Origin of the sequence: Dactylosporangium sp. McL0621 (genome assembly GCF_049995355.1) — a bacterium.
Classification (GTDB): domain Bacteria; phylum Actinomycetota; class Actinomycetes; order Mycobacteriales; family Micromonosporaceae; genus Dactylosporangium.
In genome coordinates, this window is record NZ_CP188259.1 from 1,043,039 (window position 1) to 1,065,639 (window position 22,601).

At 72.8% G+C, this 22,601-nt stretch carries 20 protein-coding genes and 2 pseudogenes; 17 read left to right on the forward strand and 5 right to left on the reverse strand.

The window, feature by feature from the left end; genetic code table 11:
• Positions 1–40: 40 nt before the first annotated feature.
• A complete protein-coding gene (locus ACPPVO_RS04855; protein WP_426510069.1) occupies positions 41–2,437 on the forward strand; it encodes a hypothetical protein in 2,397 nt (798 codons plus the stop codon).
• A 133-nt stretch (positions 2,438–2,570) separates the two neighbouring features.
• On the opposite strand, the pseudogene ACPPVO_RS04860 reads toward ACPPVO_RS04855, so the two are convergent.
• A pseudogene (locus ACPPVO_RS04860) lies at positions 2,571–3,392 on the reverse strand (DUF4349 domain-containing protein); the annotation flags it as partial.
• A 107-nt stretch (positions 3,393–3,499) separates the two neighbouring features.
• Here ACPPVO_RS04860 and ACPPVO_RS04865 point away from each other — a divergent pair.
• The 4 genes from ACPPVO_RS04865 (at position 3,500) to ACPPVO_RS04880 (ending at position 6,721) form a co-directional block, all read left to right on the forward strand.
• Positions 3,500–4,132, forward strand: a complete 633-nt coding sequence (locus ACPPVO_RS04865) for an MBL fold metallo-hydrolase (RefSeq protein ID WP_426510070.1) — start codon at positions 3,500–3,502, stop codon at positions 4,130–4,132.
• 9 nt (positions 4,133–4,141) lie between these two features.
• On the forward strand, positions 4,142–4,942 hold the full coding sequence (locus ACPPVO_RS04870) for a hypothetical protein (RefSeq protein ID WP_426510071.1): 801 nt from the start codon (positions 4,142–4,144) through the stop codon (positions 4,940–4,942).
• A gap of 95 nt (positions 4,943–5,037) precedes the next feature.
• Positions 5,038–5,787 (forward strand): SCO6745 family protein, encoded by a 750-nt coding sequence (locus tag ACPPVO_RS04875; protein ID WP_426510072.1) that lies wholly within the window; start codon positions 5,038–5,040, stop codon positions 5,785–5,787.
• A 10-nt stretch (positions 5,788–5,797) separates the two neighbouring features.
• On the forward strand, positions 5,798–6,721 hold the full coding sequence (locus ACPPVO_RS04880) for a GNAT family N-acetyltransferase (protein WP_426510073.1): 924 nt from the start codon (positions 5,798–5,800) through the stop codon (positions 6,719–6,721).
• Between the two features lie 78 nt (positions 6,722–6,799).
• On the opposite strand, the gene ACPPVO_RS04885 is transcribed toward ACPPVO_RS04880, so the two are convergent.
• Positions 6,800–7,258 (reverse strand): gamma-glutamylcyclotransferase family protein, encoded by a 459-nt coding sequence (locus ACPPVO_RS04885; protein ID WP_426510074.1) that lies wholly within the window; start codon positions 7,256–7,258, stop codon positions 6,800–6,802.
• A gap of 164 nt (positions 7,259–7,422) precedes the next feature.
• Here ACPPVO_RS04885 and ACPPVO_RS04890 point away from each other — a divergent pair, with 164 nt between their 5' ends.
• The 3 genes from ACPPVO_RS04890 (at position 7,423) to ACPPVO_RS04900 (ending at position 11,463) form a co-directional block, all read left to right on the forward strand.
• Positions 7,423–8,826: an NAD(P)H-quinone dehydrogenase gene (locus ACPPVO_RS04890; protein ID WP_426510075.1), complete on the forward strand. Its 1,404-nt coding sequence runs from the start codon at positions 7,423–7,425 to the stop codon at positions 8,824–8,826.
• Between the two features lie 118 nt (positions 8,827–8,944).
• A complete protein-coding gene (locus tag ACPPVO_RS04895; protein WP_426510076.1) occupies positions 8,945–10,579 on the forward strand; it encodes a cellulose binding domain-containing protein in 1,635 nt (544 codons plus the stop codon).
• 149 nt (positions 10,580–10,728) lie between these two features.
• A complete protein-coding gene (locus ACPPVO_RS04900; RefSeq protein WP_426510077.1) occupies positions 10,729–11,463 on the forward strand; it encodes a DUF4386 domain-containing protein in 735 nt (244 codons plus the stop codon).
• Here ACPPVO_RS04900 and ACPPVO_RS04905 read toward each other — a convergent pair.
• Both ACPPVO_RS04905 and ACPPVO_RS04910 read right to left on the reverse strand, forming a co-directional pair.
• Positions 11,430–11,972 carry a 2'-5' RNA ligase family protein gene (locus ACPPVO_RS04905; protein WP_426510078.1) on the reverse strand — a complete coding sequence of 181 codons (543 nt, stop codon included), beginning with the start codon at positions 11,970–11,972 and terminating at the stop codon, positions 11,430–11,432. The genes ACPPVO_RS04900 and ACPPVO_RS04905 overlap by 34 nt on opposite strands.
• A complete protein-coding gene (locus tag ACPPVO_RS04910; protein WP_426510079.1) occupies positions 11,945–12,757 on the reverse strand; it encodes an Fpg/Nei family DNA glycosylase in 813 nt (270 codons plus the stop codon). The genes ACPPVO_RS04905 and ACPPVO_RS04910 overlap by 28 nt, the downstream gene beginning before the upstream one ends.
• A 181-nt stretch (positions 12,758–12,938) precedes the next feature.
• On the opposite strand from ACPPVO_RS04910, the pseudogene thrS reads away from it, so the two are divergent.
• From thrS to ACPPVO_RS04935, 5 genes and pseudogenes are all read left to right on the forward strand, one after another.
• Positions 12,939–14,174, forward strand: a pseudogene (thrS, locus tag ACPPVO_RS04915) (threonine--tRNA ligase); the annotation flags it as partial.
• Positions 14,175–14,188: 14 nt separating this feature from the next.
• A complete protein-coding gene (locus ACPPVO_RS04920; protein ID WP_426510080.1) occupies positions 14,189–14,920 on the forward strand; it encodes a DUF3152 domain-containing protein in 732 nt (243 codons plus the stop codon).
• 58 nt (positions 14,921–14,978) lie between these two features.
• On the forward strand, positions 14,979–15,488 hold the full coding sequence (locus ACPPVO_RS04925; protein WP_426510081.1) for a SigE family RNA polymerase sigma factor: 510 nt from the start codon (positions 14,979–14,981) through the stop codon (positions 15,486–15,488).
• The gene (locus ACPPVO_RS04930; RefSeq protein ID WP_426510082.1) at positions 15,485–16,561 is read left to right on the forward strand and encodes a hypothetical protein; all 1,077 of its coding nucleotides are present in this window, start codon (positions 15,485–15,487) and stop codon (positions 16,559–16,561) included. The genes ACPPVO_RS04925 and ACPPVO_RS04930 overlap by 4 nt, the downstream gene beginning before the upstream one ends.
• 132 nt (positions 16,562–16,693) lie before the next feature.
• Positions 16,694–17,032, forward strand: a complete 339-nt coding sequence (locus ACPPVO_RS04935) for a YbjQ family protein (RefSeq protein ID WP_426510083.1) — start codon at positions 16,694–16,696, stop codon at positions 17,030–17,032.
• A 9-nt stretch (positions 17,033–17,041) separates the two neighbouring features.
• On the opposite strand, the gene ACPPVO_RS04940 is transcribed toward ACPPVO_RS04935, so the two are convergent.
• Positions 17,042–18,790, reverse strand: coding sequence for an acetyl/propionyl/methylcrotonyl-CoA carboxylase subunit alpha (locus tag ACPPVO_RS04940; protein WP_426510084.1), 1,749 nt, complete (start codon positions 18,788–18,790; stop codon positions 17,042–17,044).
• Between the two features lie 89 nt (positions 18,791–18,879).
• On the opposite strand from ACPPVO_RS04940, the gene ACPPVO_RS04945 reads away from it, so the two are divergent.
• From ACPPVO_RS04945 to ACPPVO_RS04960, 4 genes are all read left to right on the forward strand, one after another.
• Complete coding sequence (locus tag ACPPVO_RS04945) at positions 18,880–19,515, forward strand: PadR family transcriptional regulator (protein ID WP_426510085.1); 636 nt, start codon at positions 18,880–18,882, stop codon at positions 19,513–19,515.
• Between the two features lie 81 nt (positions 19,516–19,596).
• A complete protein-coding gene (locus tag ACPPVO_RS04950) occupies positions 19,597–20,550 on the forward strand; it encodes an ATP-binding cassette domain-containing protein (RefSeq protein WP_426510086.1) in 954 nt (317 codons plus the stop codon).
• Positions 20,551–20,553: 3 nt separating this feature from the next.
• The gene (locus tag ACPPVO_RS04955; protein ID WP_426510087.1) at positions 20,554–21,309 is read left to right on the forward strand and encodes an ABC transporter permease; all 756 of its coding nucleotides are present in this window, start codon (positions 20,554–20,556) and stop codon (positions 21,307–21,309) included.
• Between the two features lie 87 nt (positions 21,310–21,396).
• Positions 21,397–22,566: an MFS transporter gene (locus ACPPVO_RS04960; RefSeq protein ID WP_426510088.1), complete on the forward strand. Its 1,170-nt coding sequence runs from the start codon at positions 21,397–21,399 to the stop codon at positions 22,564–22,566.
• Positions 22,567–22,601: the final 35 nt, after the last annotated feature.

Genomic DNA, 22,601 nt, shown 5'->3' on the forward strand with positions numbered 1-22,601 from the left:
GCGTCCTTTCTAAGACTGTCCATGTCTGGTAAACCGAGGCGTGGTCACTGAGCTGCGCGTGCACGGCGTCACCGGCTCCCCGGCCGAGGACGTGCTGGACCGGCCGCTGCTGCGCCGGGTCGCCGGGGACACCGATGCGGGCTTCTTCCGCCCGCGCGCCGAGTACGGCGCGATCACCGGCCCCGGCGGCGCCACGCTGGAGGCGTACCGCTGGGGCAACCTCACCGCCGGGGCCGCCGCCCGGGCGCTGTGGCTGTTGCTGCTGCCGTTCATGTTCGCCAACGTCGCGCTGTGGCTGCGCCCGGCCACCCGGCCGGGCCCGCGGGCCGCGATCCGCGCCCTGGTGCGCGTCTACGCCCTGTCGATGACCGGCTCCTTCGTGCTGTCGTTCACCGAGGTCGCGGTCGACCTGGTCGGCTGGCAGTGCGCGAGCCTGCCCCGCTGTCTCGAGGGGCGCGGCTACCTCGCGCTCTTCGCCGACGGGTTCTTCGCCACCACCGGCCGGCGGATGGCGCTCGCCGCGCTCGGGCCGGTGCTGGCCATCGCGTTCCTGTGGTTCCTGGGGCGGCGGACCTGGGCGCGGTACGAGGCCTTCCCCGCCCAGACCGAGGGCGACGGCGACGGGCTGGCCCACCCGTGCTTCTGGAACGGCAAGCCGCTCGTCGGCCGGCTCCGCTCCCTGCACATCGCCTTCGCGTTCGCGACGCTGGACGCGATCCTGCTGAGCAACCTGCTCCCGCACGGCTGGCGCGGGCCCGGCCTGGTGCTCGCCGCGCTGACCGCGCTCATCCTCGTGCTGTGTTTCGTCGCGGTGGCCGTGCGCGCCGTCGTCGACCGCGACAACCCGGCGCGCTGGGCCCGGCCGGGCACCCGGCTGCTGAGCCACGCCGCCGTCGGCCTGACCGTGCTCGTGCTGGGCTACGCGCTGCTGCCCCGCGACCCGTGGACGGCCGGCGGCCGGCTGCCGGTGCTCGGCGGCACCATCACCGGGCTGTTCGCGGCGCAGGTCGTGCTCCTGCTCGTGCTCGGCGCCGTGGTGCTGGCCAGCCGCCCGCACGGCACGTTCCTGCAGGGCCTGGCCGGGCCCCTCATCGCCAGCGCCGGGCTCGGCGTCGCGGTCGCGTTCTCCGCCGGCCTGGCCTACCGGGCCGCCGACTTCCTCGACCGCCGTGCGCGCCCCTCCTCGGCCGACTACGCCGCCTGGCAGCCGCTGCAGCCGCCGCCGGCCTACGAGTGGGCCGCGGCCGGGTTCGTGCTGCTGCTCCTGCTCACCGTGATCGTCGCGGTGGCCGGCGGGCTCCCGCTGGTGCGGCGGCTGCGGCGGTACGCCCGCGTCGTCACCGACGCCGACTTCCGCGGCGGGCGCGAGCGGGACGCGGCCCGGGCCGGGCACGTCGACCGCGCCGTCGCCGACGCGCTCGTCACCGACCACATCGGACGGATGCTCGTGTGGGTGTTCATCCCCGCGGCGCTGGCCGCCGTGGCCGCGACCGGCTTCGCGATCGCCGCGCGCCGCCCGATCAGCCTGTTCCCGTCCGGCTCGACCGGCGCCGAGGTCATCTCGTTCGCGGTCAACCTCGGGACGTACCTCATCGGCTTCTCCGCGTTCGCGCTCGTGCTCATCGGCGTGCTGGCCTACCGGTACCAGCGCTTCCGGCGGATCGTCGGCGTGCTGTGGGACCTGGGCACGTTCTGGCCCCGCGCCGCGCACCCGCTCGCCCCGCCCTGCTACGCCGAGCGCGTGGTGCCGGAGCTGGCCCGGCGCGGCTCCTGGCTCGCCGCCGAGCAGGGCGGCGTGATCCTCTCCGGGCACAGCCAGGGCAGCGTGCTCGTGGCCGCGACGGTGCTGCAGATGCCGCCGGAGGCGCAGGCGCGCACGGCCCTGCTGACCTACGGCTCACCGTTGCGCCGGTTGTACGCCCGGTTCTTCCCCGCGTACCTCGGCGACGACGTGCTCGCCGAGGTGGGCGCGGTGCTGACCCGGCCCGGAGCTCCGGTGGAGCCAGAGCCGGAGCCGGGTCAGCACACCCCCCGTTGGGTCAACCTCTGGCGGGACACCGATCCGATCGGCGGGCCCGTGCAGTCGCCGGCTGCGCGCGACGTGCGCCTCGTCGATCCGCCGGGCTTCGCGATCCCGCCCGGCGACACGGTGTACCCCAAGGTCGACGGCCACTCCGGCTACCAGCTGCGGCCGGAGTTCGGTGCGGTGGTCAGGGCTCTCGTGGCGGATCTGGCTCCTCGCCGTCCTTCGACGCCTTCGTCGCCATCTCCGGTGCCGCCTGCTTCGGCGCCTCCCGCTGCGGCGCCTCCCGCTGCGGCGCCTCCTGCTGCGGCGCCTCCCGCTGCGGCGCCTCCGCCGCCGCGGGGGGACGCTGGACCGGGGCCGGCATCGGCGGCATCGGCCGAGGGTGCGGCGGCATCGGCGGCGGATACATAGGGCCCGCGCCGGCCGGGACGGCGAGCGGCGGCCGGACGGGCAGCGGGTGGCTTCGGCGGTACCGCTTGAGGAGCCACACCACCAGCCAGATCGGCAGGCCGATGAAGACCAGCCACGGCAGCAGCCAGCCGACGACGGTCAGCGCCACCCGCAGCGACGCGACGAACGCGTCCCAGCCGTGCCGCAGACCGACCAGGATCCCGGTGTCCTCTTCGGACACCGCGGGCGCCTCGGGGCCCTGCAGCACCAGCGTGATGGTGGACAGCGCGGTCAGCCCGTCCAGCTTGCGCTTGCGGGCCTGCAGCGACTCGAGGTCGGCCTCGCGCCGGGACAGCTCCGCCTCCACCGACGTGATCTCGCCGATCGTCTGCGCCTTGGCCAGCAGCGCCCGGATGCGGTCGACGCTGGCCTGCGCCGTGATGATCCGCGACTCGACGTCGACGACCTGGTCGGTGACGTCCTGCGCGGAGACCTGCCGGTTCTTCTCGTCGCCGATGCCCTTGAGCTGGTCGAGGGTGTCCTGGAACTTGGCGGCCGGCACCCGCAGCGTGATGGTCGCGGTCGAGCTCTGCCCGTCGATGTGCCGGTTGTCGCCGCCGACGAACCCGCCCGCCCCCGTGGCGAACGCGATCGCCTGCGTGGCCGCGGCGTTGACGTCCTTGACCTGCACCGTCATGGTGCCCGAGTAGATGATCGACCGGTTGGTGGCGTCGAGGTTGTCGGGGATCTTCTGCTGGCCCTGGCCCTGGCCCTGGCCCTGGCCCTGGCCCTGGTCCTTGGCGGAGTCGGCGGCGGCCCCCGCGGCGTTCTCCTGCCCCGGCGCCACGGCGGGCCCGGCGGCCTCCTTGTTGCTGCTGCTGCTCGGTGCGTCGCCCGAATCGGAGCCGCACCCGCTCAGCGCGAGGACCAACGCGCCGGCGGCCGCGAGGAACGCGGTCGTGCGCCTGACTGACATGACGCCTCCTGGGTAGGGTCCGGTGAAGGTAGTGCCGGTCCGACGCGGGCCGGGCCGCCGCCGTTCCGCCCGCCCGGGTCACAGTTCCGCCACGAGGAGGTCACCGGATGCGCATCACGAAGTACACGCACGCCTGTCTTCGTCTCGAGCACAGCGGCGGGGTGCTGGTGATCGACCCCGGGGTCTTCAGCGAGTCGGAGGCCCTCGAGGGCGCCGACGCCGTGCTCATCACCCACGAGCACATGGACCACGTGGACCTCGACAAGCTGCGCGCCGCGGCGGCGGCCCAGCCCGAGCTGACCGTGCACACCCACCCCGACGTCGAGGCGCAGCTGACCGACCTCGACGCCGACGTCTTCGCGGTCAACCCGGGTGACATCTTCGTCGCGGCCGGGATGACCGTGCGCGCGCACGGCGGGCGACACGCGGTCATCCACCCCGACATCCCGCAGATCGTCAACGTCGGCTTCGTCATCGACGCGCCCAGCGGCCCGATCTACCACCCGGGCGACTCGTTCCACGTGCCCGACGAGGAGATCGCGACGCTCTTCGTGCCCGTCTCGGCGCCGTGGCTGAAGCTGGCCGAGTCGATCGACTTCGCGCGGGCGGTCAAGCCGGAGCGCGCCTTCGCCCTGCACGACAGCCTGCTGGTGGACGCCGGCCAGCAGATGGTCACCGGCCACATGACGCGCCTGTCCGGCACGCACTACACGCGCCTGGAACCCGGCCAGACCATCTAACCTCGCCCTATGGCAGATGCCCTCGCCGCAGTGGTGGCCCGGCTGTACTCCGCACCGCCGGAGGACTTCATCGCGCTGCGCGGCGAGGCGGTCGCCAAGGCCCGCTCGGCCCGCGACACCGCGCTGGCCGGGGCGATCGGCAAGCTGCGCAAGCCCACCGTCGCGGCCTGGCTCGTCAACCGGCTCGCCCACGAGCGGCCCGACCTCGTCGCGGAGCTGCTGGAGCTGGCCGAGCAGCTGCGCGCCGCCCAGCGCGAGCTGCGCGGCGCCGACCTGCGGGAGCTCTCGGTGCGCCGCCGCAGCACGGTCGCGGCCCTGGCCCGGGAGGCGGTACGACTGGCCGGGCGCGGCCCGGGCGGGAACCTCCCCGTGACCGAGGTGGAGGCGACGTTCGCCGCCGCGCTCGCCGACACCGACGCGGCGGCCGAGGTGCGCGCGGGGCGGCTCACCAAGGCGCTGGAGTACACCGGCTTCGGTGAGACCCCCCGCCCCAACCTGCGCCTGGTGCAGGGCGGCGGCGCCCCGCCCGCGGCCGCGGTCACGCCGATCCGCTCGGCCCCGGACGAGAGCGAGAAGGAGCGGCGGGCCGAGGCGCGGCGGCGCGAGGAGGAGCGGCGCCGGGCCGAGGAGGAGCACGCCCGGCTGGTCAAGCAGGCGCGAAAGGAGCTCATGACCGCCCTGCAGCAGGTCGCCGACGCCGAGAACGCCAAGGCCGAGGCCGAACGGGCCGTCGCCGCCGCCGAGAAGGCCGTCAAACAGGCCGAGAAGCGGGTGCGGATCGCCCAGGACGCCCTCACCGACCTGGGGTAATCCATCGAGACGAACCGTTCGTCCGTTCGCGCACATGGGTAGTCCTCGAACGAGTGCCTTCACCGTGATCCGTGCGGGAGGGCAGAATGACCCGGGTGACTCCCGAGCAGGCGGCCGCCGCGGCGAAGCAGGCGGTGCTGGTGCTGGGCGGCGCCTTCAGCGACGACCCCAAGACCATGCGCCGCGCGCGTCAGATCGGCCTCACCGGCTGGGCCTTCTACGTGGCCGGCCGCGGCGGCGCCCTGGGTGACGTGCGCGCCGACACGGTCGCCGCGGCCCTGGGCTTCATCGCCCCGGAGGCGGTGCAGGACGGCTGGGACGCGGCCCGCAAGGTCGCCCCGCCGGAGCAGATCGCCGCCGACAACCTCGACGAGTGCTGCCGCTGGGGCCGCGAGCACCTCGAGAGCTTCTATGCGCTGCCCAAGCTCGTCGAGCTGGCCGAGCGGGTGGTGGTCAGCGCCGAGACCGCGGGCATGCCGCTCTTCGCCGCCTGGCGCGCCATGCCGCTGCCGGACGACTCGCCGGGCGCCCGCGCCGCCGTCCTGGCCCACCTGCTGCGCGAGCACCGCGGCGCCGCCCACCTGCTGGCGATCCGGGCCAGCGGCCTCACCCCGCTGGAGGCGATCGTCTCCGGCCCGGACGGAGAGGCCGAGGCGACCGCGTTCGGCTGGCAGCCGCCGTTCCCGCCGTTCGAGCCCCTGGTCCGCCGGCGCAGCTGGGCCGAGGCGCTGACGGACCGGATCGCGGGGGAGGCGTTCAAGTCCCTGTCCCCGGCCGAGCGCATCGAACTGGTGAACCTGCTGGAGGCGGCGGTGCAGTCGGTCAAAGAGGCGTTGCCCGGTTAGCGTCTGTCCCATGGAGCTTCCGGGGCTTTCCGGGTGGACGGTGCGCGGCTGCTCGCTGCGCGACGTGGCGACGGTCCTGTCCATCACCACGGCGAGCGACCTCGCGTCCGTCGGCGAACCCGACTGGACCGAGGACGAGGTGGTCGCGACCCTCACGGCCCCGCATCTGGACCCGGCCGTCGACGCCTGGCTGGCGTTCGGGCCGGACGGGACCGCGCTGGCCTGGGCGTACGTCGACAACCCCGAACGCGGCGAGCGCGACAACGTCGAGGTCTACGCGGTGCCGACGGCGGGCCGGCCCGCGTTCGGGCCGCTGCTCGACCTGGCCCTGGCCCGGATCGCCGAGCGCGGCCCGCGGATCGTGCGCGCCGGGGTCGTGCCGAGCGAGACCGCCTACGTCGAGGCGCTGACCGCCCGCGGGTTCGTCTTCCGCAAGCGTCACGCCCGCATGACCCGGGTGCTGACGGGCGACGAGCGGCCGCCCGAGCCCGGCTTCGGCGTGCGGGCCGTGCGCGAGGAGGAGCTGCCGCGCTTTCACGAGGTACTGCAGACGGCTTTTGCCGACGCGCCCGACTTCGTGGCGACGTCCTACCCGGACTGGCTGGCCGCGCTGGCCGCCCTGCCGTCGGTGAGCCGGGACGAGTGGCTCGTGGCCGAGGCGGACGGGGCGATCGTGGGCGTGCTGCAGTCCGCGGACCAGGGCGTCGAGCGGGGCGAGGGCTGGGTGAAGAACCTCGCCGTGCTGCGCGGGCACCGCGGGGCCGGGATCGGCGGCGCGCTGCTGCGGGCGGCCTTCGCCATCTACGCGGCGAAGGGCCGCACGACGGCCGGGCTGGGCGTCGACCTCACCAACCCGACCGGGGCGTACCACCTGTACATGAGCGCGGGCATGACTGTGGCGTTCGCCGCGGACATGTACGAGCGGACGGGCTAGGGGCTGTGTCGAAGTGGGGGTCGGAGCGAGGCGACGCCTGAGTCCGCCGCAGCCCGGCCATCCACTTCGATACAACCCCTAGGGCATCGCCGTCTTGGTCGGGTGCGCGCGCAGGGACTCGAGGTAGTCGGCCGGCGCGCCGGCCTTGGCCGCGGCGTTGGCGATCTCGGCGAGGTACCACGCGGTGGGCAGCCCGCCCTCGTAGCCGTTGAACACGTAGACCCAGGCGGTCTCCTCGCCGTCCAGGGTGGCCACGCGCAGGTGGAGCTTGCGGTACGTGCCCGCCAGCGCCCCCTCGACCTCGTCGAGCTGCTTCTCGTCGTTGGGGTGCACGTCGTACAGCGCGACGAAGACCCGGTCGCCCGGCGACGCCTCGACGATCGTGGTGACCGAGCCCTCCCAGCCGAGGACGTCCTCCCCGGCGAAGGTCAGGCGCCAGCCCTCGAGCCAGCCGGTCCCGATCATCGGTGAATACGGACAGTAGGCCCGCATGCGGGCAGGGTCCAGGTTCGAGCCATACGCGGCGTAATGACGCACGGCGATGACGATAAACCCGACCGGGCGTACGAGTGAATACTGCAGAGCGTGTCGGATTCGGATCCACTCGTCGGCGCGGCATGGGCCGACCGGGTGGCCCGCCGCGGGCCGGCCGGTGCGGCGAGGGAGAATACGAGCAGGAAAGCCGAGGAGGGGTGGCTGGCGTGGGCCGGATCGTGATCATCGGAGGGGGCCCGGCGGGCTACGAGGCGGCCCTGGTCGCCGCGCAGCTGGACGCGCAGGTGACGATCGTCGAGGCCGAGGGGGCCGGCGGCGCCTGCGTGCTGCACGACTGCGTGCCCAGCAAGACCTTCATCGCCAGCTCCTCCGTGGTCACCGCGCATCTGGACACCGAGGCGTTCGGGGTGATCGGCCCTGCCGGGCCGGACGTGCGGGTGGACGGGCCCGCGGTACACCAGCGGGTCAAGCGCCTTGCCCACGCGCAGTCCGGCGACATCCACGCCAAGCTGGTCAAGGCCGGTGTGGAGTTCGTCACGGGCACAGCGAGCCTCGGTGAGGACACGCTGGGTCACACTCACGCGGTCCGGGTGACGCCGGCCGACGGTGACGCTCCGTATGTGATCGCCGCCTCCACGGTGCTGATCGCCACCGGCGCGACCCCGCGGGTGCTCGCGTCCGCGGCGCCGGACGGCGAGCGGATCCTCGACTGGCGGCAGGTGTACGACCTGCCGGCGCTCCCCGAGAAGCTCATCGTGGTCGGCTCGGGTGTGACCGGGGCCGAATTCGCCTCGGCGTACCTGGCCATGGGCGTCGACGTCACCCTCGTCTCCAGCCGCGACCGCGTCATGCCGCACGAGGACCCCGACGCCGCCATGGCGATCGAGCGGGTCTTCCGCACCCGCGGCATGACGATCCTCAACAACTCCCGCGCGTCGGCCGCGCGCCGCACCGCCGACGGGGTCGAGGTCGAGCTCGCCGACGGCCGGGTCGTCGCGGGCTCCCACGTGCTGATGTGCGTGGGTTCGGTACCGCAGACGGCCGCCCTCGGCCTGCCCGAGTACGGCGTGGAGGTCGCCGCGGGCGGGTACGTGACGGTGGACCGGGTCTCGCGCACCAATGTGCCCGGCATCTACGCGGCCGGCGATTGCACCGGCCTGCTCCCGCTGGCCAGCGTCGCGGCGATGCAGGGCCGCATCGCGATGTGGCACGCGCTGGGCGAGGCGGTGGCCCCGCTGAAGCTGCGCACGGTCGCCGCGAACGTGTTCACCGACCCGGAGCTGGCGTCGGTGGGCATCACCCAGTCCGACATCGACAGCGGCAAGGTGCCGGCCCGCGCGGTGATGCTGCCCCTGGCCGGCAACGCCCGGGCCAAGATGGACGGCCTCGACGACGGCTTCGTGAAGATCTTCTGCCGCCCGGCCTCGGGCCTCGTGGTCGGCGGCGTCGTGGTCGCCCCGAAGGCGAGCGAGCTGATCATGCCGATCGCGATGGCGGTGGAGAACCACCTGAGCGTCGACCAGCTCGCCCACACGATCACGATCTACCCGTCGATCTCGGGCTCGATCTCCGAGGCCGCCCGCCAGCTCATGCAGCACGACGAGGACTGACGTAACTTTCAGCTCCAGCGCCGGGCGGCGCGCCTTGTTTCGGCCGCGCGTTGACGCCGGTCGCCCGGCGGGGCCTACTGAAGCGGTTCAGTAGGCCCACGCCAGGAGGCGCACCCCCATGCTTCAGTCCCGTTTCGCGCGGGCCGGCCGGCGCCGGTACGCGCTCGTCGTCGCGGCCTGTGCCGCCGTGCTCGCCGCGGCGGTCGCGTTGCCTCTTGTCCAGGCGTCCGCCGCCACCGCCGGCTTCGTCAGCCGCTGCGGCATCCACTTCTGCCTGGGCGGCCACACGTACTACTTCGCCGGCACCAACGTCTACGACACCTTCACCTACGGCGGCAGCTACGGCGACACCGAGACCCAGTGGATGGACAAGGCCCGCATCGACAACCACATGGCCGAGATGGCCGCCGACGGGGTCACGGTCCTGCGCACGTGGATGTTCGACCACGAGACGTGGCACGGCTTCGAGCCCAGCAAGGGCGTCTACAGCGACCAGCAGTTCGCCGAGTTCGACTACATCCTCTACTCGGCCGCCCAGCACAACATCCGGGTGATCCCGGTCTTCGAGAACTACTGGGAGGCCTACGGCGGCATCGACACGCGCCTGTCGTGGGAGGGCCTGCCGACCGGCCAGGCCAACCGCTGGCGGTTCTTCAACGAGACCGCGTGCCCGGGCTGCTTCACGCAGTACAAGAACTATGTGTCGTACGCGCTCAACCGCACCAACCACTACACGGGCGTCAAGTACAAGGACGATCCGGCGGTGTTCGCGTGGGAACTGATGAACGAGCCGCGGTACGAGGGCCAGGGCGCCGCGGAGAACGTCAACGGCACGACGCTGCGCAAGTGGGTCGACACCATGGCCTCCTACATCAAGGGCATCGACGGCAACCACATGGTCGACGCCGGCCTGGAGGGCCACGGCACGAAGTACGGCTTCGGCGGCGACGAGGGCAACCCGTTCGTCGCCATCCAGCAGTCGCCGTACATCGACTTCACCTCGGCGCACCCGTACCCGAACGAGGGCTGGGCCAACCTCACCCTGGCCCAGACGATCACGCTCATCAACGCCTGGCTGTCCGACTCGCACGCGGTGGTCGGCAAGCCGTTCTTCCTGGGCGAGTTCAACACCATGGGCGTGGACCGCAGTACCTGGTGGACGTCCATCTTCAACGACCTGCAGACCCAGGACGCGGACGGCAGCGCCTTCTGGTGGAACCCGGACGCCCAGGCGGGCGGCGACAACTACAGCGTCAAGCACGGCGCACCGGAGATGTCGGTGTTCAAGGCGCACTCGGCGTTCATGGTGTCGAAGAGCGGCGGCAACCCCCCGATCTCGACCAGCCCGTCGGCGTCGGCCTCCCGGTCGGCCTCCCCGTCGGCATCGGCCTCGCGGTCGGCCTCCCCGTCCGCTTCGTCCTCACCCTCTTCGGGCCCCGGCTGCCGGGTCGGGTACAGCCTCAACGACTGGGGCAGCGGCTTCACGGCGAACGTGACGGTGACGAACGCCGGTACGGCCCCGATCACCGGCTGGACCCTGAAGTGGACGTTCGGGGGGAACCAGACGGTGAGCAACGCCTGGAACGCGACGGTCACGCAGTCGGGCTCGGCGGTGACCGCGGTCAACATGTCGTACAACGCCACCATTGCGGGGGGCGGCAATGCGCAGTTCGGGTTCCAGGGGGCGTACAGCGGGACCAACGCGGTGCCGGCCCAGTTCACCCTGAACGGAACGACCTGCACCAAGGTGTAACCACGTGAGACGGCGGCCGCCCGTGCCCATCACGGGCGGCCGCCGTCGTTTCTCCCGACCAAAGTACGGCATCGTCCCCGACTATTGGTTGGCGCGGCTCCGGCCCGTGGCCGGATACGCCACCGCCGCCCCCGCCGCAGGATCGTGCCATGACGATCGACAGTTCTCAGCGCACCGCGGCCCGAGTGGCCGGATTCGTGCTACTGCTCCTGATGGCGGCCGGATTCTTCTCGCAGGCCTATGTGCCCGGCCGGATCATCGTGGCCGGCGATGCCGCCGCGACGGCCCGCAACATCGTGGCGTCGGAGCGTTTGTTCCGCATCGCCATCGCCGCCGATGTTCTCATTTTCGCCGCCGACATCGTGATGGCCGTGGCCTTCTACGTGCTGCTCAAGAAGGTGAATCCGGGCCTTGCCCTGCTCGCCCTGCTGTGGCGAACGGCGCAGTCGACGATCATGGCCGTGAACGGGCTCAGTTTCCTCGCGGCATCGTCGGTTCTCAATGGGGCCGGCAATGCCGGAGCGCTCGGCCCGGACCAGCTCCAGGCGTTGGCGAACACGTACGTCGGCGCGCATGCCGCGGGTTTCAACCTCGGGCTGGTCTTTCTCGCGCTGGGAAACGGCGTGTTCGCCTATCTGTTGTTCCGGTCGAACTACATTCCCCGCGCCCTGTCCGCCTGGGGGGTTCTGGCCTATGCCGTGATGGCGGCCGGCAACCTCGCCACGATCGTTCTTTCCGGGACCGGGGCCGGGGCCGGGGACGCCGCCGGGGGCGTGATGATCCAGTACCTGCCGGCCTTCTTCTTCGAGGTGATCGCGGGCGGGTGGCTGCTGTTCAAGGGAGTCGGGACTCACGGAATCTCGTGGAAGATGTCCCGCGCGTAGTCGGCCACCGCCGCGCGGGTCACCGTGGCCTCGATCGGCAAGGACTCCAGGCAGCGGCGCAGCGCATCCGTGAGCAGGGGGCGCGGCACGCGCATCGAGACCGTTGAGTGGGGTACCCATGCGCCCGGTTCGTACAGCGGCAGTGACGCCATCCCCGCCGCGCTCAGCAACCCGTGAATGCGCGCCTGGTGCGCGACCAGCTCAGGGGTCGGGGCCGGCCCGAGGAAGACCACGCGACCCACGAACACGCCCGCGTACTGGAAGTTCAGCCGCAGCGGCTCGGCGACCCGGGTGCCCGCCAGCGCCGAAGCCACCGCGTCCGGGTCGAGCTGCCGCGCCACCGCGAGGGTCACGTGCGGGCGGTGGCGGCCGTCGTGCGGGGTGCGCAGCGACTGCACGCCCATCTCCTCCAGCTGGTCCCAGAGCACACGGACCCGCCGGGACGCGCGTTCGTCCAGGTACATCTCGACCGAAGCGACCATCAGCGGGCCCGCTGGCAGCGTGGGCACCAGTACGCGTTGCGCGCGTTGAGCACGGCGGTGCGCACGGGGGAGCCGCACACCAGGCACGGCCGGCCGGTACGGCGGTACACGTACACCTCGCCGCCGTGGCGGTCCACCCTCGGCGCGCGGCCCATCGCCGACGGCGTGTGGGCACTGTGGACGGTGTCGATGCGGCCCTCGGCCACGCCCGCGCGCATCAGGGTTCGCAGGTCCTGCCAGATGGCGTTCCATTTTCGGCGGCTCAGCTTCGTGCCCGGGGTCGTCGGCGGCAGGCCGGCCCGGAACAGCGACTCGGTCACGTAGATGAGCCCGGCGCCGGCCACCACCGACTGGTCCATGAGCAGCGCCATGAGCGGCCGGCCGGAGGTGCGGATGATGTCGTACGCCGGGCCGCCGTCGCTCTCGTCGTCGAGCGGGTCGGGGCCGAGGCGGGCGTGCAGGGCGTCCAGGCGGGCCGGATCGAGCCGTTCGCAGGCGGCCGGGCCGCGCAGGTCGAGCCAGTGCTCGCCGTTCACCAGGCGCATGCGCACCTCGCCGACGGGAGCGGGCGGCGGGCCGGAACCGTCGGTGAACTTGCCGTACAGCCCGAGGTGCACGTGCACCGTCTCGCCGTTCGCGTAGTGGTGGAACAGGTGCTTGCCGTGCGCGGACGTGTCCTGCAGCACGTGGCCGTCGACGCGCCCGGCGTCCGCGGCGAAGCGGCCCTGCGGGCTGGCGACGGCGACCGGGCGGCCCGCGAACAGCTTGCGGTGCCGCTCGGCCAGTCGGTGGATGGTGTGACCTTCGGGCACCGGGCATTTATACCCGGCCCGTTCGCCGCGCGCCGCGCTATTCTCGGTGCCATGAGTCGCAGCGCACTGTTCACGACGACGCCGGGAATCGCCCGGCGGCGCTGATCGACCATTTCAGCCGGCTCCGGAGCGATGCGCTCCGGAGCTTTTTCATGGGCCCGAGGCGACGCTCCGAACACTTGAGGAGTTCGTCATGCAGGACCACCGCAAGCTCGGCCGCGAGCTCGAGCTGTTCCACTCCGACCCGCTCGTCGGCGCCGGGCTGCCGCTCTGGCTGCCCCGGGGCGCCGCGGCCCGCCGCGCCGTCGAGGACTACCTGCTCGACCTGGAACGCCGGCACGGCTACCAGCACGTGTACTCCCCGCTGCTGGCCAAGGCCGAGATGTATTACCGGTCCGGGCACCTGCCGCACTACGCCGACGACATGTTCCCGCCGATGGAGCTCGACGCCGGCAACGCCCTCGTGCTGCGGCCGAGCCTGTGCCCGCACCACATCGCGGTGTTCGCCGCGCGCGGGCGCTCCTACCGCGAGCTGCCGCTGCGCATCGGCGAGATCGGCGGGCAGTACCGCGCCGAGCGCTCCGGGGTGCTGGGCGGGCTGTCGCGGGTACGCGCGATATCGCTCAACGACGGGCACGTCTTCTGCGCCGAGGACCAGGTCGAGGCCGAGGTGGTCGCGGCGCTGCGGGTGATGCGGGAGGCGCACGCGGCGCTCGGCTTCGCGCCGTCGTCGTGGCGGCTGTCGCTGCGCGGCGACGGGCCGAAGTACGTCGACGACCCCGAGATGTGGCGGCGCGGGACCGAGGTGCTGCGCCGGGCGCTGGCGGCCGCGGGCGTGGACTACGTCGACGGGCCGGGCGAGGCCGCCTTCTACGGGCCGAAGATCGACATCCAGCTGCTCGACCACGCCGGCCGGGAGAGCACCCTCGCCACCGTCCAGGTCGACTACTACATGCCGCGCCGCTTCGAGCTGTCCTATGTGGACGCGGACGGGGCCCGGAAGCGGCCGGTGATGGTGCACCGCAGCGCCGCCGGCAGCATGGAGCGGCTCTTCGCGCAGCTGATCGAGGTCCACGACGGCGCCTTTCCGGCGTGGTTCGCGCCGGTACAGCTGGAGGTGCTGGCGGTCGGCGACGCCGACGTGCGCGGGTTCGCCGATCGCGCGCGGGCGCTCGGGCTGCGCATCGAGGAGTCGTACGCCGGCAGCCTCTCGGCCCGCATCCGCGACGCCGCCCGGCGCAAGGTGCCCTTCGTGGCCGTGCTCGGGGCGAACGAGGTGGCGGCGGGCACCGTCTCGCTGCGCTCCCGGGGCGGCGCGGTCGAGGTGCTGCCGGTGCCGGCGGCCCTGGCCCGCCTGGAACACGAGTGCCGTGCGCCTAAACAGGAGGGGGTGCCGGCCCCGTCTGTCTCCGTGTGAAGGTTCTTCGCCTCGTGGGTGCGGTGTTCGCGCTGGCCGCGTGCTCCGCACCCCCGTCCTACTCCGCCCCGCCCCCCGCCCCGGCCGCCTCCGCGCCGTCGCCGGCCTCGCCGCCGCCCGTGGCGGGGCACGCCGCCCGGGTGCCCGAGATCGGCTATCCCGCGCAGGGCGGTGGCGCCTATGAGATCGCCGCGGCCGGAGGTCCCGTCATCGGTACCGCGGGACAGCTGCTGACGTACCGCATCGCCGTCGAACGCGACATCACCGGCATCTCCGCCGCCGGGTTCGCCGAGGCGGTCGAGGCCGTCTTCGCCGACCCGCGCAGCTGGCCCGGCACCGGCAAGTGGCGGCTGGGCCGGGCCGCGGCCGGGGATCGCTACGACTTCACGATCTACCTCGCCACCCCGGCGACGCGGGACCGGCTGTGCGGCAGCTCCTACGACCGGTACACCAGCTGCCGCAACGGCAACAGCGTCGTGATCAACGTGGCGCGCTGGGTGCGCGGGGTGCCGGACTACGGCTCCGACCTGGTGACCTACCGGCAGTACGTGATCAACCACGAGACCGGGCACCGGCTGTACCACGGCCACGAGCTGTGCCCCGGCCCCGGCCGGCCCGCGCCGGTCATGCAGCAGCAGACGCTCGGCCTGCACGGCTGCGTCGCCAACGCCTGGCCGATCGCGGACGGGCGGGAGTACTCGGGGCGTTCCGGGCAGTACGACGACCCGACTCCGCGGGACCCGTAAACGCCACGGCCGTGATCCCTCGTCTACGTGGGTGGAGCCGTGGCGGGGGAGGGTGTCCGTGCAGGTCGAGTTCACCGAGTTCGTGCTCGGGCGGTCGCAGGCCCTGCTGCGCTTCGCCTACCTGCTCACCGGGGACCGGCACCTCGCCGAGGACCTCGTGCAGGAGGCGCTCGTGCGGGCCCATCGCCGCTGGTCCGGCATCGTGGGGGCGGAGGGGCCCGAGCCCTACGTGCGCAAGACGATGCTGCGGCAGTACCTCTCCTGGCGCCGCCGCCGTTCGTTCGCCGAACGACCCGTCGCCGACATCCCCGAGCTCGCGACGGCCGACGCGGCGGCCCGGGTGGCCGAGACCGACGCGATGTGGGCCCTGCTGCGTACGCTGCCCCGTTCGCCGCGCGCCGTCGTCGTCCTGCGCTACTACGAGGACCTGCCGGACGCCGAGATCGCCCGGCTCCTCGGGTGCGCCGAGTCCACCGTTCGAGTACACGCGTTCCACGCACTGAAAAAGCTTCGGGCGGCCCTGGCGAACGACCGGGACGCCGCCCCCACGCCGGGAGGCAGATCATGAACGACGACGAGGTCGCGGACCGGCTTCGCAACGCCCTGCACCAGTTCGCCGGGGACGCCCCGCCCGGCGTGTCGATGCTCACCACCGTCACCACCGAGTCGGCCCGCCGCGGCCGCCGGGCCCGGCTGGCCACCCTCGCCTCGGGCGCGGCCGCCCTGGTCGCGATCGGCGCCGCGGTGCCCTTCGCCCTGCGCGGCGCCCCGGCGCCCGAGCCGGTCGCGGCCCCGCCGTCGCCCGTCGCGTCGGTACCGTGGCCCGCCGGCTCCGCCACGCCCGCCGGCGCCCCGGCGCCCGCCACGCTCGTGCCGGCGACGGTGCCGGGGTCCGTGGTGTTCCCGTTCTCGGCCCCGACCGGCGACGGGTACGGCACCCCGGTGGTCATGCTGGCCGGCGGCCGCCCGACGCTGCTGCAGAGCCTGCCGACCGGCGCGCCGATGACGGTGAAGGCCTACGAGTCCGAGCCCGCGAGGCCGACCTCGAAGGCGCAGGCGAGCCCGGCGAAGGTCGGAGGGCAGGCGGCGACGGTGTACGAGTGGTCGTGGTCCGACGACGACCCGGCGAGCCCGGACACGGGCCGGCGCCTCTCGCTCGTCTGGCACCCGGCGGCGCGCACCTGGCTCCGCGTCGACGCCGACCCGGCGGTGGCGTTGCCGCTGCTGAGCGCGTACGCCGGCGCATTCACGCCCGGAGGGGTCAAGGCCGAGGCGCCGTTCTCGTTCAAGGTGATGCCGGGCGGCTGGACCGTCGACAACATCAGCTACGCGGTGGTGACGTTCGCCCCGCCCGGGGTCGCGGCCGACGAGTCGTTCGTGGACAAGATCGCCGTACAGCTGGACGAGGCGGCGGGGGCGGAGCCGAAGCTGGCCGGCCCGGAGACCGTCGCGGTGACCGTTGGCGACCGCCGGGGGTGGCTCACCACGACGTCGGAGGGGCAGTTCCTCCAGGTCCCGGTCGAGGGCGGCCGCTCGCTGCTGCTGCAGATCGGCCCGCGGGCCGCGCTGCCGACGGACGTGCTGCTGCGCTTCGCGGCCGGCATCGAGGTGCGCCCGTCCGCGCAGGTGAGCCAGGGCTGATTTCCGGGGTGACGGGGTTACGACCGGCCGTCGGATGGGGAGCCCTCCACCCGGCGGCCGAATCGGGTCAGATATCGGATGATTCGCCCAGATCGCCCCGTAGGGGGTATATACCTGCATACCATCGATTTCGTGCTGGTAGTAACGACCGAAGGGCTTGCCGGTTACGACATCACCGCCGTGCTCGGCGAGGTGATCGGCGTGGTCGCCACGTCCCGTAACCCGTTCGCGGTCGGGCTGCGCTCGACCGAGGGCGGGCCCGGGGGGGACATGTCGCAGTTTCTGGTGCAGACCCGCGCCCGGGCGGTGGGGCAGATGGTGCAGGCGGCCGAGAACCGGGGCGCCAACGCCATCGTCGGCATGCGCTTCGACCACCGGGACGTTACGAACACGTGGGTGGAGCTGTGCGCCTACGGCACCGCGGTGGTCGCCGTCCCGGCCCACATCCGCAACGGAGCGCACGCCGCCTGAGGGCGGGACCTACGACTTGATCTCCGCGATGACCGCGCCCGCCGACACGACCTCGCCCACCGCCGCCGCCAGCCCGGTCACCACGCCGGCCTTGTGCGCGTTGAGCGGCTGCTCCATCTTCATCGCCTCGAGCACCACGATCGGGTCGCCCTCGGCGACGGTGTCCCCCTCGGCCACCGCGATCTTCACGATCGTTCCCTGCATCGGGCTGGTCAGCGCGTCGCCGCTCGCCGTCGCGCCGGCCTTCTTGGCGCCGGCGCGCTTGCGCGGGGCCGCGGCGGGCGCGGTCGCGCCGACGGACCCGAACCCACCGGGCAGCGAGACCTCGAGCCGCTTGCCGCCGACCTCGACGACTACGGTCGAGCGCGCGGCGGGCTCGGCGGCGGCCTCGGCCGGCGCGGCGAAGGCCGGCACGTCGTTTACCCACTCGGTCTCGATCCAGCGGGTGTGCACACGGAACGGCTCATCGGTGAAGGCCGGGTCGCGCAGCACCTTGCGGTGGAACGTCAGCGCGGTCGCCATGCCGTCGACGACCATCTCGTCGAGGGCCCGGCGGGCCCGCTCGACCGCCTGCGCGCGGGTCTCGCCGACGATGACGACCTTGGCCAGCAGCGAGTCGAAGTTGCCGCCGATGACGCTGCCCGACTCGATGCCGGTGTCGACGCGCACGCCCGGGCCGGTCGGCAGGACGAGCGCGGTGACGGTGCCGGGGGCGGGCAGGAAGTTGCGGCCGGGGTCCTCGCCGTTGATGCGGAACTCGATCGCGTGCCCGCGGGGGGCGGGGTCGGCGTCGAAGCGCAGCTTCTCGCCGTCGGCGACGCGGAACTGCTCGCGCACCAGGTCGATGCCGGTGGTCTCCTCGCTGACCGGGTGCTCGACCTGCAGCCGGGTGTTGACCTCGAGGAAGGAGATGGTGCCGTCGTTGCCGACGAGGTACTCCACCGTCCCGGCCCCGTGGTATCCGGCCTCCTTGCAGATCGCCTTGGCCGACTCGTGGATCTGCGCGCGCTGGCCGTCGGTGAGGAAGGGCGCCGGCGCCTCCTCGACGAGCTTCTGGTGCCGCCGCTGCAGCGAGCAGTCGCGGGTGCCGACCACGATCACGTTGCCGTGCTGGTCGGCGAGCACCTGCGCCTCGACGTGGCGGGGCCGGTCGAGATAGCGCTCGGCGAAGCACTCCCCGCGCCCGAACGCGGCGACCGCCTCGCGGACGGCCGACTCGAACAGCGACGGGATCTCCTCCAGCGTGCGGGCCACCTTGAGCCCGCGCCCGCCGCCGCCGAAGGCCGCCTTAATGGCCACCGGCAGGCCGTGCTCCCGCGCGAACGCGACGATCTCGTCGGCGTCGGCGACCGGCTCGGGGGTGCCCGGCACGAGCGGGGCGCCGGCGCGCTGGGCGATGTGCCGGGCGGTGACCTTGTCGCCGAGGTCGCGGATGGACTGCGGGCTCGGCCCGATCCAGGTGAGCCCGGCGTCGATGACGGCCTGGGCGAAGTCCGCGTTCTCGGACAGGAACCCGTAGCCGGGGTGCACCGCGTCGGCGCCCGCCCGCGCGGCCACGTCGACGAGCTTGTCGATGCGCAGGTAGGTCTCGGCGGCCGAGTCGCCGCCGAGCGCATAGGCCTCGTCGGCCAGCCGGGCGTGCAGCGCGTCGCGGTCGGAGTCGGCGTAGACGGCGACGCTGGCCAGGCCCGCGTCGCGGCAGGCCCGGATGACCCGAACGGCGATTTCGCCCCGGTTGGCGATCAGTACCTTGCGCACGCAGGCAGTCTATGCCCAGGGTCCGACACTTTCCGTTGCCAAGAAAATCACTCCCGGCACTAGTCAACTTTTCCTATTACGCTTATGTCGTGTCCACTACGCGCCTGATGATCCTGGGCCTCGTGTCGTACCTCCAGCCGGTCCACGGCTACGACATCCGCAAGGAGCTGACCAGCTGGAACGTCGAGAGCTGGGCCAACGTCCAGCCGGGCTCGATCTACCACGCGTTGCGGAAGATGACCGAGGAGGGCCTGCTCGAGGAGGTCGCGACCGAGCAGGTGAACAACCGGCCGGCGCGCACCCTCTACCGGCTCACCACGCCGGGCACGGCCGAGTATCAGGCGCTGCTGCGGCGGTACTGGTGGGAGTACCAGGAGCCGCAGGACCCGTTCCTGGCCGCCTTCGCGTTCCTGCCCAGCCTGCCCCGCGCGGAGGCGGTCGGCGCGCTGCGGGCCCGGGCCCGGCTGCTCGAGGGCTGGGTCACGTCCTATCGCGACAATGCCGACAAGTGGATGGAGCACAAGCCGCCGCACGTGGGCTGGCAGTTCGAGCTCACCATGGCGCGCTGCGAGGCCGAGGCCCGCTGGTGCCACGACATCGCCGCCCGCATCGAGGCCGGCGAGGGCGATCACCACAGCGAACACCCCGAGGGCCACGGCGCCGAGGAGTGGCGCCGGGCGATCCGGGCCGAGTACGGCGAGCCGGTCGACGACGAGGACGAGTAGTACGCGACATACTCAAGCTTGACCCACAAAACTATATCGCGTTACAGTCTCCCTGCGAACACTCAGACAGGGGGACGGACCATGATCGAGACGAGGGGCCTGCGCAAGTCGTTCCGCTCCCGCGCCGGTCGGGAGAAGAAGGTCGTCGAGGCCGTCCGCGGCGTCGACCTCTCCGTCAAGGAGGGGGAGATCTTCGGCTTCCTCGGGCCCAACGGCGCGGGCAAGACCACCACGCTGCGCATGCTGGCCACGCTCATCACGCCCGACGGGGGCGAGGCCACCATCGCGGGGACCGACCTGCTCAAGGACCCGGGCGAGGTGCGCCGGCGCATCGGCTACGTCGCCCAGGGCGGCAGCACGTGGGACGAGAGCACCGCGCGCGAGGAGCTCGTGCTCCAGGCGCGCTTCTACGGCATCGGCAAGGCCGAGGCGCACCGGCGCGTGACCCAGGCGCTGGCGGCGTTCCAGCTGAGCGAGTACGCCGACCGCCGCTGCAAGACCTACTCCGGCGGCCAGCGCCGCCGCGTCGACATCGCGCTCGGCATCATCCACGAGCCGCGGATCGTCTTCCTCGACGAGCCGACCACCGGCCTCGACCCGCAGAGCCGCGCCCACATGTGGGACGAGGTGCGCCGCCTGCGCGACGAGGGCATGACCGTCTTCATCACCACGCACTACCTCGACGAGGCCGACGCCCTGTGCGACCGCATCGCGATCATGGACAACGGCGAGATCGTCGCCGAGGGCACCGTCGACGCCCTCAAGCGCGAGGTGGCGGGCGACGTGGTCACGGTCGGCGTCAACGGCAGCTCGGAGACCGCGATGGGCCTGCTCGCCAACCAGGACTACGTGCGCAACGTCGACCGCGTGGACGGGCGGTTGCGGCTGTACGTCACCGACGGCGCCACCGCCATCCCGCACATCCTGCGCCTGCTCGACCACGCCGGCGTGACGCTCGGCGAGATGGAGCTGCACCGCCCGAGCCTCGACGACGTGTTCCTCACCAAGACCGGCCGTTCCCTGAGGGAGAGCTGACCGATGAAGTTCCTCCGCGACACGTGGCTCGTCTTCCAGCGCCAGATGCAGCTCATGCTGCGCAACCCGGTCTGGCTGATCGTCGGCGTCATCCAGCCCCTGTTCTACCTGCTGCTCTTCGCCCCGCTGCTCAAGCCGGCGCTGGGCGTGCAGACCAACGCCGAGGCGTACCAGGTGTTCGTCCCCGGCCTGCTGGTCCTGCTGGCCATGTTCGGCTCGCTGTTCACCGGCTTCGGCCTCATCGCCGAGCTGCGCGCCGGCGTCATCGAGCGCAGCCGCGTGACCCCGGTCAGCCGCTTCGCCCTGCTGATCGGCCGGTCCCTGCGCGACGTGGTGTCGCTGCTGTTCCAGGGCCTGCTGATCGTGCTCATCGGGGTCGCGGTGGGCCTGCGCGTGAACGCCCTGGACGTGGTCGGCGCGTTCGCGCTGATGGCGGTCATCTCGCTGATGCTCTCGGCCTTCTCCTACGCGATCTCGCTCAAGCTGCGCAGCGAGGACGCCCTGGCCCCGCTGCTGAACACCATCACCCAGCCCCTGCTGCTCACCGCGGGCATCCTCCTGCCGCTGACCTGGGCCCCGAAGTGGCTCAAGACGGTGGCCGACTGGAACCCGTTCTCCTGGGCCGTGGACGGCGTGCGCGCGCTCTTCGACGGCCACCCGGGCGCCGACTCGGTCTGGCAGGCCGCGGTCGTCATCGGCGGCCTGGCCCTGATCACGGTGGTGTGGGCGTCGCGGGCCTTCGCCAAGGGCGTTCGCTGAGGTCGCCCGGGATTCGGCTGTACCGGTAATGAGCCTCACCGTCGCGGACCCTTCCGCGGCGGTGAGGCGCATGACAGCGTTTGCGCCGTGCCTCGTCTCGTTCGTGATCGGCTCACCTGGGTCATGTACGTCCAGCTCGCCCTGTGGGTCTACTTCCTCTACGGCTTCGGCCCGGTCGCGCCGATCCTGCGGGACGAGCTGCACATCAGCCGCACCCTCGCCGGGCTGCACGGCACCGCGTTCGCGGTCGGCGGTGTGGTCGGCGGCCTGATGCTGCCGGGCCTGACCCGCCGGCTCGGCCGCGGGCGGCTCGTCTGGATCGGGCTCGCGTGCATCAGTGCCGCCGCCGTCGGCATGTACACCGCGCACCACCTCGCCCTGACCCTCGCGTTCGCCACGCTGGCCAGCACCGGCTCCGCGCTCGAGGTCAACGCCATCAACGCCGGCCTGACCGACCACCACGGCACCGCCGCCCCGGCCGCGATCAGCGAGGCGAACGCGGCCGCGGCGGCGCTCGGCCTCGTGGCGCCGCTCGTGGTGGGCGCGACCTTCGCGGCCGGCTGGGGCTGGCGGCTCGGCCTCGCGGTGGTCGTGGTGCCGGTGCTGGGCATCGCCTGGTACGCGCGGGCCCACGGCGTCCGCCCGCCGGAGCCCGCCGGCTTCGGCGCCCCGCGGGTCGCCCACCGCCGGCTGCCGGTCGCGTTCTGGCTGGCGCTGATAAGTCTCTTCGCGACCGGCTCGGTCGAGATCTGCCTGACGCTGTGGGGCAGCGACGTCCTGCGCGAGCACGCCCACGTCTCGGCGGGTGTGGCCACGGCGGCGGTGTCGGCCCTGATCGCCGGGATGGTGGCGGGCCGCCTGGCCGGCGGCCGTCTCCTGCTCCGTTTCCGCCCGTCGCGCATGCTGCTGGCCGCGCTGGGCGTGAGCCTGGCCGGCTTCGCGATCTTCTGGGTGACGAGCACCCCGTGGCTGGCCATGGCCGGCCTGTGCGTGTGCGGCGCGGGCATGGGCCTGCACTACCCCCTGGGCATCGGCCTGGCCCTGGCCCACTCGGACGGCCAGCCGGACCTGGCCGCGGCCCGCGCGTCCGCCGCCGTCGGCGTCTCCTTCGGCCTGGCCCCGTTCGCGCTGGGCGCCCTGGCCGACCGGGTGGGCCCGCACCCGGCGTTCCTGCTGGTGCCGGTGTTCGTGGCCCTCTCGGCCGCGGCGGTCCTGCGGCTGGACCGGATCACCCGGCCGCTGACGAGCCCGGCCTAGGTCCTGCCCTGCCGATCATGTCGAGCCGAGACGAG

Bases quoted from the DNA above. Each gene is read 5' to 3' on its own strand.
- ACPPVO_RS04955 (WP_426510087.1), top strand. From the start codon at position 20,554: ATGAAGTTCCTCCGCGACACGTGGCTCGTCTTCCAGCGCCAGATGCAG.
- ACPPVO_RS04930 (WP_426510082.1), top strand. From the start codon at position 15,485: ATGAACGACGACGAGGTCGCGGACCGGCTTCGCAACGCCCTGCACCAG.
- ACPPVO_RS04895 (WP_426510076.1), top strand. From the start codon at position 8,945: ATGCTTCAGTCCCGTTTCGCGCGGGCCGGCCGGCGCCGGTACGCGCTC.
- ACPPVO_RS04870 (WP_426510071.1), top strand. From the start codon at position 4,142: ATGGCAGATGCCCTCGCCGCAGTGGTGGCCCGGCTGTACTCCGCACCG.
- ACPPVO_RS04865 (WP_426510070.1), top strand. From the start codon at position 3,500: ATGCGCATCACGAAGTACACGCACGCCTGTCTTCGTCTCGAGCACAGC.
- ACPPVO_RS04880 (WP_426510073.1), top strand. From the start codon at position 5,798: ATGGAGCTTCCGGGGCTTTCCGGGTGGACGGTGCGCGGCTGCTCGCTG.
- ACPPVO_RS04950 (WP_426510086.1), top strand. From the start codon at position 19,597: ATGATCGAGACGAGGGGCCTGCGCAAGTCGTTCCGCTCCCGCGCCGGT.
- ACPPVO_RS04900 (WP_426510077.1), top strand. From the start codon at position 10,729: ATGACGATCGACAGTTCTCAGCGCACCGCGGCCCGAGTGGCCGGATTC.